This window comes from Microbacterium suaedae (assembly GCF_003254645.1).
GTDB lineage: Bacteria > Actinomycetota > Actinomycetes > Actinomycetales > Microbacteriaceae > Microbacterium > Microbacterium suaedae.
The window spans coordinates 60,132-72,887 of record NZ_PNFD01000003.1 but is presented as its reverse complement, the minus strand read 5'-3'; the positions used below and the strand labels follow the sequence as shown (position 1 = coordinate 72,887).

Annotated in this window: 11 protein-coding genes; 9 read left to right on the top strand and 2 right to left on the bottom strand. The window is 68.0% G+C overall.

Annotation, left to right across the window (positions count from 1 at the left end):
• Positions 1-15 precede the first annotated feature (15 nt).
• The 4 genes from C0012_RS09930 to C0012_RS09915 are packed head-to-tail and all read left to right on the top strand — an operon-like array spanning position 16 to position 3,617.
• The gene (locus tag C0012_RS09930; RefSeq protein WP_110589830.1) at positions 16-1,104 is read left to right on the top strand and encodes an ABC transporter substrate-binding protein; all 1,089 of its coding nucleotides are present in this window, start codon (positions 16-18) and stop codon (positions 1,102-1,104) included.
• Complete coding sequence (locus C0012_RS09925) at positions 1,101-1,928, top strand: ABC transporter ATP-binding protein (RefSeq protein ID WP_232527876.1); 828 nt, start codon at positions 1,101-1,103, stop codon at positions 1,926-1,928. Before C0012_RS09930 ends, C0012_RS09925 begins: the two co-directional genes overlap by 4 nt.
• Complete coding sequence (locus tag C0012_RS09920; RefSeq protein ID WP_110589829.1) at positions 1,918-2,745, top strand: ABC transporter permease; 828 nt, start codon at positions 1,918-1,920, stop codon at positions 2,743-2,745. The genes C0012_RS09925 and C0012_RS09920 overlap by 11 nt, the downstream gene beginning before the upstream one ends.
• The gene (locus C0012_RS09915; RefSeq protein WP_232527875.1) at positions 2,742-3,617 is read left to right on the top strand and encodes an ABC transporter permease; all 876 of its coding nucleotides are present in this window, start codon (positions 2,742-2,744) and stop codon (positions 3,615-3,617) included. Before C0012_RS09920 ends, C0012_RS09915 begins: the two co-directional genes overlap by 4 nt.
• Positions 3,618-3,704: 87 nt before the next feature.
• On the opposite strand, the gene C0012_RS09910 is transcribed toward C0012_RS09915, so the two are convergent.
• Entirely contained in the window at positions 3,705-4,457 is a 753-nt protein-coding gene (locus tag C0012_RS09910) for an SDR family NAD(P)-dependent oxidoreductase (protein WP_110589828.1), read from the bottom strand.
• Positions 4,458-4,594: 137 nt separating this feature from the next.
• Here C0012_RS09910 and C0012_RS09905 point away from each other — a divergent pair, with 137 nt between their 5' ends.
• Entirely contained in the window at positions 4,595-6,040 is a 1,446-nt protein-coding gene (locus C0012_RS09905) for an NCS2 family permease (RefSeq protein WP_110589827.1), read from the top strand.
• 3 nt (positions 6,041-6,043) lie between these two features.
• Here the strand turns inward: C0012_RS09905 and C0012_RS09900 are convergent, their stop codons facing one another.
• Entirely contained in the window at positions 6,044-7,180 is a 1,137-nt protein-coding gene (locus C0012_RS09900; protein ID WP_110589826.1) for an ROK family transcriptional regulator, read from the bottom strand.
• 207 nt (positions 7,181-7,387) lie between these two features.
• Here C0012_RS09900 and C0012_RS09895 point away from each other — a divergent pair, with 207 nt between their 5' ends.
• Genes C0012_RS09895 through C0012_RS09880 form a run of 4 tightly spaced genes read left to right on the top strand, consistent with a single transcriptional unit; the run spans position 7,388 to position 12,756 of the window.
• Complete coding sequence (locus tag C0012_RS09895) at positions 7,388-9,193, top strand: peptide ABC transporter substrate-binding protein (RefSeq protein ID WP_110589825.1); 1,806 nt, start codon at positions 7,388-7,390, stop codon at positions 9,191-9,193.
• 10 nt (positions 9,194-9,203) lie between these two features.
• Positions 9,204-10,238 carry an ABC transporter permease gene (locus tag C0012_RS09890; RefSeq protein WP_456299249.1) on the top strand — a complete coding sequence of 345 codons (1,035 nt, stop codon included), beginning with the start codon at positions 9,204-9,206 and terminating at the stop codon, positions 10,236-10,238.
• Positions 10,235-11,071 (top strand): ABC transporter permease, encoded by an 837-nt coding sequence (locus C0012_RS09885; protein ID WP_110589824.1) that lies wholly within the window; start codon positions 10,235-10,237, stop codon positions 11,069-11,071. The genes C0012_RS09890 and C0012_RS09885 overlap by 4 nt, the downstream gene beginning before the upstream one ends.
• Positions 11,068-12,756, top strand: coding sequence for a dipeptide ABC transporter ATP-binding protein (locus tag C0012_RS09880; RefSeq protein WP_110589823.1), 1,689 nt, complete (start codon positions 11,068-11,070; stop codon positions 12,754-12,756). The genes C0012_RS09885 and C0012_RS09880 overlap by 4 nt, the downstream gene beginning before the upstream one ends.

Here is a 12,756-nt window from a genome sequence, read left to right as displayed (position 1 = left end):
TGGAGAACACAGCAAATGAACATCAGCAGCCCCTTCGCGCGTCGCGGTCTCGCCGCCGGCGCCCTCCTCGCCACCGGCGCCCTCGCGCTTTCCGCCTGCGGCGGGACCGATGACGAGGCGTCGGAAGACAGCGACGCCTCGGGCCACGGCTCGATCGCCGTGCAGCAGTCGTGGATCAAGAACGAGGAGTTCGCGGGCGAGTTCTACGCCACGAAGTACGGCTACTACGAAGAAGCCGGGTTCGAGGCCGTCGACCTTATCGACGGACCCGACACGGGCGTCGCCGGCCTCCTCTCGGGCCAGCTCGACATCGCGATCAACGACGCGATCGTCACGGGCGCCGCGATCGCGAACGAGGACGCGCCGCTGAAGATCGTCGGCGCGACGTTCCAGAAGAGCCCGTTCACGATCCTCTCGCTCGCCGACGGCGGGAACATCGAGACGATCTCTGATCTCGCGGGCAAGAAGATCGGCGTGCAGGACTCGAATGCCGCGCTGTTCCAGGCGCTGCTCGATGCGAACGGCATCGACGAGTCCGAGCTGGAGGTCGTTCCTGTGCAGTTCGACCCGTCGCCCCTCACGAACGGTGAGGTCGACGGCTTCTTCGCCTACACGACGAACGAGGCCCTCACGGTCGAGCTCGCGGGCAACGAGATCACGAACCTCACCTTTGCCGACAACGGCATGCCCTTCGTCGTCGAGACGTTCACCGTGACCGATCAGTACCTCGCCGAGAACCGCGACCTCGTCAAGGACTTCCTTGTCGCCGAGATCAAGGGCTGGGCGCAGGTGCTCGACGACCCCGAGACGGCCGCCGATCTGGTCGTCGCGGAGTTCGGCACCGACCTCGACCCCGAGAAGACGCAGGCGGGCATGCAGGCCCAGCTCGAACTGATCGTCAGCGACGACACCGAGGCGAACGGCCTCTTCACGGTGACCGACGAGCTGCAGCAGCAGACGATCGACAGCCTCGCGACGGCGGGCCACGACGTCGCGGTCGAGGATCTCTTCGACATCTCGCTCCTCGAGGAGATCTACGAGGAGAACCCCGAGCTCGTCGACTACGTGACGCTGGGCTCCGAGCTCGCGGCGGACGCCGAGTGACGACAGTGTCACACGCGTCGCAGGCCGGTGCCCCGGGCGACCCGGGCACCGGCCTGCACATCGAAGGACTCAACAAGGTGTTCCGCTCGGGGCGTCGCGAGACGGTGGCCCTGCAGGACGCCCACCTGCACACCGACCAGGGGGCGTTCCTGTCCCTTCTCGGGCCGTCGGGCTGCGGCAAGTCGACGATCCTGCGGATCCTCGCGGGCCTCGAGGATCCGACAAGCGGCACGACCCGGGTCGACGGGCACTCACCCAAGGAACTGCGCAAGGCGGGCAAGCTGGGCATCGCGTTCCAGGACTCGGCCCTGCTGCCGTGGCGGAGCGTGCAGTCGAACATCCAGCTGCCGTTCGAGGTCGCGGGTTCTCCGGTCGACCGCGGCTACGTGGCCGAGATGATCGACCTCGTCGGTCTCGCGGGCTTCGAGAAGGCGAAGCCCGCCCAGCTGTCGGGCGGTATGCGCCAGCGCGTGTCGATCGCGCGCTCGCTCATCATGAAGCCTGACGTGCTCCTGTTCGACGAGCCGTTCGGCGCCCTCGACGACATGACGCGCCAGCGCCTCAATCTCGAGCTGCTGCGCATCTGGTCGTCGAAGCCCGCAACGACCCTGCTCGTGACGCACGGCATCTCGGAGGCGATCTTCCTCAGCGACAAGGTCGCGGTGATGAGCCCGCGCCCTGGGCGGATCAAGGCGGTCATGGACATCGACCTGCCGCGGCCGCGCACCCCCGAGATGATGCGCACTCCCGAGTTCCACGCCTACGTCGACGAGGCATCCGATCTGCTGTTCGGATCCGACGGATCCTCCGACGATGAGCTCTGAGCGTTCGACACGTTTCCCCGCGTGGGCGACCTCGGCGCTCGGCGCCGTCGCGATCCTCGCGTTCTGGTTCCTGGCCGCGTGGCTGTGGCGCCTCGGCGTCGCGGCGGATCCGGAGGCACCCGCGAGCAAGGCGTCGGCGGTCCCGTATCCGCAGGACGTCGTCGCCTCGGCGGTTTCGGCCGGCGCGGACTACTTCGCTCGCCACTTCGGCGTCTCGCTCGCCGAGGCCGGCATCGGCTATCTCGTCGGGAACCTGCTGGCGCTCGTCTTCGCGATGCTCGTGCTCGTCGTCCCCGCCCTCGGAGGCATCGTCGTGCAGATTGCGACGATCACCTACTGCATCCCGATCGTCGCGATGGGCGCCGTGCTCATCGTCATGACGCCGATCCCTGAGGCGGGCGAGCCGGCGCTCACGCCGATCATCCTCGCGGGCCTCAGCGTGTTCTTCACCACGGTCGTCGGCGCGCTGCTGGGGCTGAAGGCGGCTGACAGGAGCGCGCTCGACGTCATCGCCGTGTACGGCGGATCCCGCTTCACGCAGCTGCGCAAGGTGCGGCTCATCGCCGCGCTGCCCGCGATCCTCAACGCCCTGCAGATCGCGGTTCCTGCCGCGTTCCTCGGCGCCGTGCTCGGCGAGTTCTTCGGAAAGGTCGAGGCGGGCGTCGGGCGGGCCATGATGATCGCGCAGACGAACGTCGACGCGCCTCTCGTGTGGTCGCTCGCGCTCGCTTCGGGAATCGCCGCGCTCGCGGGCTACGGCCTCCTCGGGCTCATCGCGCGCGGAGTCGCGCCCTGGTCGACGGGGGCATCCGCATGAGCCGCCTCACGCTGACATCCACGCACGAGGTGGGAGGCGACGCGCTCGAGCGCGAGATGCGCCGCGAGCGCTCGCGGGCCATGTGGCGAGCTCTCGGGCGCAGCCTCCTGCTGTTCGCCCTCATGGTCGCGGTCGTGCTCGTCCTCTGGCAGACGCTGCTCACGGTCTTCGGTGTGACCGACTACGTCGGCAAGGGGCCGGGGGATGTGTGGCAGTGGCTGGTGAGCGACGCAGACGCGGGGGAGAACCGCGCACTCGTCTTCGGACGACTCGGCACCACGCTCGGGCACGCGTTCATCGGATTCGTGTCGGGGCTCGTGGTCGCGCTCGTCGTTGCGCTGCTGTTCCAGCTCTCGCGGGGCATCGAAGCGGCGCTCATGCCGGTCGCGATGCTGCTGCGATCCGTGCCCCTCGTCGCGATGGCTCCTGTCGTCACGCTCATCTTCGGGCGGGATCTCGTCGGCGTCGCCGTCATCGGTGCCATCGTGGTGCTGTTCCCCGCGCTCGTGAACATCGTGTTCGGCCTGCGCTCCGCGTCGCCCCAGATGAACGACCTCGTCGCTGTCTACGGGGGCGGCAAGGTCACGCAGCTCGTCAAGGTGGCGCTGCCGACGTCGCTCCCCGCCTTCTTCGCGGCCGTGCGGATCTCGGTCCCCGGCGCCTTCACGGGGGCCCTCCTCGCGGAGTGGCTCGCGACGGGCGACGGCATCGGCGGATCCCTTTCAGGAGCCGTCACGCAGGCGAAGTTCACGGAGGTGTGGGCTGCCGTCGCCGTTACGACGGCGGTGGCGCTCGTGCTCTACAACCTCGTGCAGGTGATCGAGACGACGGTTCTCGCGCGCCGGGGGATGGACGCCCAGCGCGGGGTGTGACCCCGAATCCACAAGTCTCCGCCGAGTCCGCAGCTATTCGCACCGGACTCGGCGAAGACTTGTGGAAATGCGAGATCTGGGAGGCGATCAGACGGTCGTGTATCCGCCGTCGATCAGGTAGTACGCGCCCGTGACGAACGATGCGTCCTCGCTGAGGAGGAAGCGGACGACCTTGGCGATCTCCTCGGCGCGACCGAGGCGACCGAGCGGGTGCTTCGCGACGAGGCCCTCCTTGACCTCGGCGGGGGCGCCCGCCAGCAGGGGCGTGTCGATGTACCCCGGGCCGACGGCGTTGACGCGCAGACCCTGCGGGCCGTACTCGGCGGCCGCGTTCTTCGTGATGCCGACGACCGCGTGCTTCGTCGCCGTGTAGGCGCCGTTTCCGAGCGCCGCCACCGTGCCGTGGATCGAGGCCATGTTGACGATCGCGCCCTCTTCGGCACCGGCCTCGAGGATCGCGGGCACCTGGTAGCGCATGCCGTACGCGACACCGTTGAGGTTGATGCCGACGACCGTGTCCCACGCGTCGATGTCCATCTCGCCGATCGGGGCGCTTGCGCCGCCGATGCCCGCGTTGTTGAACGCGTAGTTCAGCTTGCCGTAGGTCTCCTTCGCGAAGGCGACGGCCTTCTCGCTGTCTTCCGCGACGGCCGTGTTGCCCTCGAACGCCGCGGCCTCACCGCCGGCCTTCGTGATCTCGTCGACGACGCGCTGCGCCGCCTCGAGCTTGATGTCGGTGACGACGACCTTCACGCCGAGCGACGCGAGTTCCTTGGCCGTTGCTTCGCCGATGCCGGATCCGCCGCCTGTGACCAGCGCGACCTTGTCGGTGAAAGCCATGATCCATCTCCTTCGGACTGCCGATATTCCATCCGGTTGAATGGAATCGATGTACTAATTGTACACCTGTAGGAGAAAAGAAGGAAGGGGATCGTGACGGAGACGGTCCGTCCATCTGGACGTGGAACGATGAGGGCATGAGCTCGGCCGCGGCCCCCACACAGTCCCCTTCCCCCAGCGCGATCGACCGCTACTTCCGCATCTCGGAGCGCGGGTCGACGATCGGCACCGAGATCCGGGGCGGTCTCGTCACCTTTTTCGCGATGGCGTACATCATCGTGCTGAACCCGCTGATCCTCGGGACGACGCCCGACGGCACGGGGCAGCTGCTCGGCGGCGGATCCGGCGAGCCGAACCTCGCAATGATCGCCTCGGCGACCGCGCTGATCGCCGGCGTGCTGTCGATCCTCATGGGGGTGATCGCGAACTACCCGCTCGCGCTCGCCGCGGGGCTCGGACTGAACGCGGTCGTCGCCTTCTCGATCGCAGGGATCCCCGATGTGACATGGGCGGACGCGATGGGCGTCGTCGTCATCGAGGGGCTCATCATCCTCGTCCTCGTGCTCACCGGCTTCCGTGAAGCGGTCTTCCGGGCCGTGCCGACCGAGCTCAAGACCGCGATCGGCGTCGGCATCGGCCTGTTCATCACGCTCATCGGCCTCGGAAACGCCGGCGTCGTGACGGGCGACGGTGCCACGATCCTCGCGCTCGGCAACCTCGGAACCCTGCCCGTGCTCGTCTTCGTCGTGGGTCTCGTGCTCACGATCGTGCTCCATGTGCGTCGGGTTCAGGGCGCCCTGCTCATCTCGATCCTCGTCGCGACTGTGCTCGCCGTGGTCCTCGAGAACACGCTGCACATCGGCGACGAGGGTCCGGGCGGGTTCAACACTGCCCCGACGTTCCAGGGTGTCTTCGCGCTGCCTGACTTCTCGCTCCTGGGGCAGTTCAGCCTCCTCGGATCGTTCGAGAACATCGGCATCGTGACCCTCGCGCTGCTCGTGTTCTCCCTCCTGCTCGCCGACTTCTTCGACACGATGGGCACGATGGTCGCCATCGGCGGCGAGGCGAAGCTGCTCGACGAGAAGGGGAATCCCCCGAAGGCGCGCAGCATCTTGCTCGTCGACTCGCTCGGCGCGATCGCCGGCGGCATGGGATCCGTCTCGTCGAACACGGCGTTCGTCGAATCGAGCGCCGGTGTCGGCGAGGGTGCGCGCACGGGCCTCGCGTCGATCACGACGGGCGTGTGCTTCCTGCTCGCGACGATGTTCGCCCCGCTCGTCGCGCTCGTGCCCTACGAGGCGGCGGCGCCCGCGCTCGTGCTCGTCGGCTTCCTCATGATGACGCAGATCGCCGGCATCGACTGGCGCGACCCCGACATCGGCATCCCCGCCTTCCTCACGATCACGATCATGCCGTTCACGTATTCGATCTCCGACGGCATCGGCGCAGGCTTCGTCGCCTACGTCGTCGTGAAGCTCGCACGCGGCAAGGCACGTGACATCCACTGGCTCATGTGGCTCGTCGCCGCGCTGTTCGTGGTCTACTTCCTCGTCGACCCGATCCAGGTCTGGCTCGGGCTGTAGGGATCACCCTCGCAGCAGCCCGGTGAGGTGCTCGTTGACCTGCCGGGAGACGCCCACGAGGCTGGCGTCGGCGCCGAGAGCCGCGGGGGCGATCGTGAGATCCCGCGTCATGAGCGGGTGGGATCCCTCGTACACCTCGCTGCGCAGAGCCGAGACGAACGGTTCGAGGGAGGAGAGCGCCCCGCCGAGGTGGATCGCGCTCGGATTGAAGAAGTTGACGACGGCGCAGAGCACCTCTCCGAGGTGGTGTCCCGCTGCGCGGGTGAGGGCCGTCGCGCGCGGGTGAGCGTCGCGGACGAGGGCGATCACCTCGGCGGTTGACGAGACGTCGACGCCCTCTTCCTGAAGCAGGCGAACGAGCGCCGCGCCTGATGCGACCGTCTCGAGGCAGCCGCGATTTCCGCAGGTGCACTGCCGATCTCGCGCGGAGGCCACGCGGGTGTGGGTGATGTCGCCTGCCGCGCCCGCGGCACCGCGATACACCTGGCCATCGACGACGATGCCGGATCCGATCGCCGTTCCGGCTTTGAGGGTGACGGATCCCGAGGGGTGCGGGGAATGCGCGAAGTGCTCTCCGAGCGCCATCGCGTTCGCGTCGTTCTCGACGACGGCGGGAACGGCGGCGATGTCCGACAGGATCTGGCCGATGTCGACCCCGCCCCATCCCGGCATGCGCGAGGGGCTGACGACGCCGCGCGATGCGACGTCGACGGGCCCAGGTAGGGCGATGCCGACGCCCGCGATCGGCGCGCCCTCCGCAAGTCGTTCGAGCTCCGACACGCAGTGTTCGAGAACGGGGCGGGGGCCGTCGTCGAGGGTGATCGCGATCTCGGCGGTGCGTACGAGATCACCGCCGCGCGGAACCACCCCGAGGCGAGCATGCGCCCCGCCGAGGTCGATCACGCCGATGAGCTCTGTGTCTCCGGCGAGGCGCAGCTCTTTCGCCCGCCGCCCCCCGGTCGAGTCGCGTGCGTCGCCTTCCTCGACGAGGCCCTGTGTGAGGAGTGACTGCACGTGCTGGGACACGGTAGATGCCGACAGTCCGAGGACCTGCGAGATCTCTCTCCGTGACCGCGCGCGGCCGGATCCGATGGCGGCGAGGACGTGGTTCTCGGCAGCGCTGCTGGCGGTGCGTGACATGGCTCCCAGTATCCCGTCGATTTCACGGATCAGTGTGCCTGGTCCCGGTCGAATCCGGAGGGGCTCCGGCACTTCTTTCGGTCCAATAGTAACTTGCTCGTGACACTTAGTGCTGTTGCGCAGGAAGTTATTTCGGTTACCGTACTCATGACCACTCCACCACAGCACCGCCCCACGCCTCGCCGCGGGGAAATCAGGAGGACACCCATGCGATCGACATTTGCGTCACGTGGCCACCGAATCGGCCTCAGCGCCGTCGGCGTCGCCGCGACTGTCGCGCTCGTCGCGGGCTGCTCGAGCGATTCCGGTTCGAGCCCCGACGAGACGAACGACGAGATCAACTACGCGCTGCCGGCGAACGCGACGCCGAACTGGCTCGTTCCGCTCGCGACAGCGGGCAAGATGACGACCCACAACTCGTCGCTCATTCGCGCGATGTACGAACCCCTCGTCGCCTACGACGGCTCGATGGGCACGGTCGACCGGGTGCCGAGCGCCGATCTCGCAGACGAGATCACGTTCAGCGACGACGACACGACCGCGACGATCACCCTCGACGAGCGCACGTGGTCCGATGGTGAGCCGATCACCTCGGCCGATGTCGCCTTCTGGATCGACCTCGTGAAGGCGAACAAGGACGTGTGGGGCAGCTACCGAGAGGGGTCGATGCCCGACCTCATCGACAGCGTCGAGACCCCCGACGAGAAAACCGTTGTGCTCAACTTCGACGACGCATACAACGAAGAGTGGATGCTCGCCTCGCAGCTCACGCTCATCGTGCCGATCCCGGTCCATGCCTGGAGCATCACGGAAGACGGCGGCGAGCCCGATCCTGAGCTCGCGAAGACGCCCGAGGGGGCGGCGCAGATCTGGGAGTACCTGGTCTCGGAGGGCGAGGATCTCTCGAGCTACGAGGGAAATCCGCTGTTCGACACGGTGAGCGGGCCGCTCAGCCTCTCGGCGTTCAGCGATTCGGGGAGCGTGACGCTCGTCGCCAACGAGGCGTACGACGGCGACGACGCCGCGGGCGTCTCCACGATCAATTTCCTGCCGTACACGAGCACCGACGCAGAGGTCGCGGCCGTGCGCGCAGGTGAGGTCGACTACGGCTACATCCCCACGAGCGAACTCTCGGGCGCGGAGCAGTACGAGAGCCTCGGGTACGACGTCGTGAACTGGGACGGGTGGGCGATCACCTACCTGCCGTACAACTTCCACAACCCCGAGATGGGGCCCGTGTACTCGCAGCTCTCCGTGCGGCAGGCACTGCAGCACCTCGTCGACCAGGACACCATCTCGGACGTCGTGTGGAACGGTGCCGCGAAGCCCGGCTACGGCCCGGTGCCGCAGAACCCGGACAACAAGTTCCTCGCTGACGAGCAGCGGGAGAACCCCTATCCGTTCGACCCGGAGGCCGCCAAGAGCCTGCTCGAGGAGAACGGCTGGAGCCTGGGATCCGACGGCATCTACGTCTGCGAGACGGGGGCCGAGTGCGGAGAGGGGATCGCCGACGGACAGAAGCTGTCGATCACGATCCTCTCGCAGAGCGGCAACACCGAGACCGACAACATGTTCGCCTCGATGAAGTCGACCTTCGAAGAAGCGGGCGTCGGCGTGACGATCGAGCAGGCACCGCTCAACACGGTGCTCGGATCCATCCCGCAGTGCGAGCCGGAGTCGCCGGAGTGCGGATGGGAGCTGCCCTTCTTCGGGACCGCGGGTTCGTGGTACTTCCCCGCCTACCCGACCGGCGAGCAGCTGTTCTCCACCGGAGGCGGTTCGAACTTCGGATCGTACGACGACGCTGAGATGAACGAGCGGATCGCAAAGACCCTCGAGGCCGGGGACGAGACCGCCATGCAGGAGTACTCGGCGTACGGCGCGACCGAGCTCCCCGTCATGTGGCTTCCGAACCCCGTCTACCAGGTCTCGGTGATCGACAGCGGCCTGACCGGGGTCGAGCAGGACTCGCTCGGCAACTTCCACCCCCAGCGCTGGGCGTGGGGGGAGTGAGCGGCCGCTCGTGAGCAGGACCCCCGACGCCGTTCCCGCGACCGTCGCCGCCCGGGCGACGGTCGCGGGAACGCGGCCCAGACGCCATCCGTTCCTCTTCTTCCTGCTGCGGCGCATCGGCCAGTCGATCATCGTGATCTTCGTCGTCACGGTGATCGTGTTCGCGCTGCTGCAGATGCTGCCCGGCGGGCCCGCGCGCGGTGTGCTCGGTGTGCAGGCGACCGTCGAGCAGATCGCCCAGTTCAATCACGAACAGGGGTATGACCGCCCCGTGTGGGAGCAGTACCTGATGTTCCTCGGGCGCCTCGTGACGGGCGACCTCGGACAGTCGTATCTGCTGAACATGCCCGTCTCGGACGCGATCGCTCAGCGCCTTCCCAAGACGCTCCTGCTGACCGGCCTCTCTCTCGTGATCGCGCTGCTCATCGCGATCCCCGTGGGGATCTTTCAGGCCGTCCGTCGCAATCGGGGCGCCGACTACACTCTCTCGACGCTCGCGATCATCGCCTACTCCACGCCGAGCTTCTTCCTCGGCATGCTCCTCATCATGCTCTTCAGCCAGGGGCTCGGCATCCTGCCGGCGAATGCACCGCAGGGCGAGTCGGTCCTTGCCGTGCTCGCCGAGCCGCAGCGGCTTGCGCTGCCGGTGCTGACGGGCGCGATCCCGCTCGTCGCGAACTTCAGCAGGTACATGCGCTCGTCCGCGCTCGACAGTCTGAGCGAGGACTACATTCGCACCGCTCGGTCGAAGGGCACGCCCTTCCGCCGCGTGCTGTCGCGCCACCTGCTGCGGAACTCGCTGACACCCGTTGTGGCGATGCTCGGATACCAGCTCCCCGTCATGTTCGGCGGCGCGCTCGTGATCGAGCAGCTCTTCAACTATCCGGGCATGGGCCTGCTGTTCTGGAGTGCCGCGCAGTCGAGCGACTTCCCGGTGCTGCTTGGCTGCGTCCTCGTCATCTCGATCGCCACGGTCGCGGGATCCCTGCTCGCCGACATCATCCAGGCCGTGCTCGATCCGCGCACGCGAGGAGGTCTCTCGTGAACGCGTTCCGGCGATTCGCCGCCAATCGACTCGCGCTCGTGGGCCTCGTCGTGCTCGCCGTCGCCGTCCTGTTCGTCCTCATCGGGCCCCTCCTGTATCCGACGGAGCAGGTGCGCACGGCGCTCGAGAGCGCCAATCTCGCGCCCGGCGTCGAGGGACATCCTCTCGGCACCGACGCCCTCGGCTACGACGTGCTCGGGCGGCTCATGATCGCAGGCCGCACCTCTCTCCTCGTCGGGATTCTCGCGGGGATCCTCGCGACCGTCATCGGCACGATGTGGGGCGCCATCGCCGGATACGTCGGCGGCGTCGTCGACGCGGTGATGATGCGCATCGTCGACGCGGGCATCGCGATCCCCGCGATCTTCCTGCTCCTGGTCCTCTCGAGCATCGTGCAGCCCAGCGAGTGGGTCATGATCCTCGTGATCGGTCTCGTCTCCTGGCTGGTCCCCGCGCGCCTCGTGCGCGCGGAGGCGCTGTCTGTGAAGACTCGCGACTATGTGGTCGCGGCGCGAGCGATGGGCGGATCCCATTCCCGCATCGTCGTGCGCCACATCGTGCCGAACACGGTCGGCACCGTCGTCGTGAACGCAACGTTCCAGGTCGCCGACGCGATCCTCCTGGTCGCATACGTCAGCTTCCTCGGCATGGGTCTGCAGCCGCCGGCGACCGACTGGGGAGCGATGCTCTCGAACGGTCTGTCGCTCATCTATCAGAACGCCTGGTGGCTCATCCTGCCCCCGGGCCTCGCGATCGTGCTCGTCGTCTGCGCGCTGAACTTCATCGGCGACGGCCTGCGAGACGTGTTCGACGTGAAGGGGAAGACGGCATGAGCGACGAACGGACGGCGGCTCCGAGCACCGTGCTGCGCATCGAGGGCCTGCACGTACGCTTCGCCGGGCGCGACGAGGAAGCCGTGCGGGGCGTCGACCTCGACGTGCGCGCGGGGGAGGTCGTCGCCGTCGTCGGCGAATCCGGATCCGGCAAGAGCGTCACCTCGTTCGCCGCGATGGGCCTGCTGCCGCGCACGGCGACGGCAACGGGATCGATCCGGGTCGCGGACGGTGCGGGGGAGACGGAGATCGTCGGGGCGTCCGCCGAGACGCTCGACGATATGCGCGGTCGTGTCGCATCGATGGTGTTCCAGGAGCCGATGACGGCACTGAATCCCACGATGACGCTCGGCGCGCAGATCGCCGAGGCCGTGCGCAACCACACCTCGGCGACGAAGGCCGAAGCCTCGGATCGAGCCGTGGAACTCATGGGGCTCGTCGGCATCCCGGATGCCGAGCGCCGAGCGGCGCAGTTCCCGCACGAGCTCTCGGGCGGTCAGCGGCAGCGCATCGTCATCGCGATCGCGCTTGCATGCGATCCGACGGTCATCATCGCCGACGAGCCCACGACGGCGCTCGATGTGACGGTGCAGGCCGAGATCCTCGATCTGCTGCGCCGCCTCGTCCGCGAGCGCGGCACGGGACTCATGATCATCACGCACAACATGGGCGTCGTCGCCGACCTCGCCGATCGGGTGTTCGTCATGCGTCGTGGGCGCGTGGTCGAATCGGGGGCGGCTACCACGGTCCTCACGGCCCCTCAGCACGAGTACACGCGCACGCTGCTCGCCGCGATCCCCGAGCTGCCGCCGGCGGCCTTCGGAGGCGAGCAGGCGGCAGCCGCCGCCGAACCCGAAGTGCCGGAGGACGCCGTGATCTCGATGCGCGGCGTCGCTGCCGGGTATCGCGTCAACGGCCGCCACGTGCCGGCCGTGGACGGCATCGATCTGACCGTCGGCCGGGGAGAGTTCGTCGGCCTCGTGGGTGAATCGGGATCCGGGAAATCGACCGTGAGTCGCCTCGCACTGGCGCTGCTGCCCACCTCGGCGGGCGAGATCACGCTGCTTGACCGCCCCCTGTCCTCGCTGAAGGGGCGTCGTGCGCGCCGCCTGCTCGCGCAGGTGGGCGTGGTTTTCCAGGATCCCGGGGGATCCCTAGATCCGCGCATGACGGTCGGAGAATCGATCGCCGAGCCCCTCGCGATCCACGCGCGCCGCACCTCCCGCGCCGACCGGAGGGCGCGCGTAGCCGAGCTGCTCGACGCCGTTCGCCTTCCGGAGGACTCCGCGAGTCGCTATCCGCACGAGTTCTCGGGCGGCCAGCGCCAGCGCATCGGGCTCGCCCGCGCTCTCGTCCTGAAGCCGCGGCTTCTCGTCGCCGATGAGCCGACGAGTGCGCTTGATGTGTCGGTGCAGGCCGAAGTGCTCGACGTGCTCCGCGATCTGCACGCCGAGCTCGGCTTCGGCTGCCTCTTCGTCAGCCACGACCTTGGCGTCGTGAATCAGCTCACGGAGCGGGTCGTCGTGATGCGACGCGGACGGATCATCGAGCAGGGGCGCACCGCCGACGTGCTTCGGGCTCCCCGTGAGCGCTACACGCAGGAGCTGCTGGCGTCCGTGCCGTCCCCCGATCCCGTTCAGCAACGCGAGCGTCGACAGGCGCGCGCCGGACTTCTGGAGAACTGA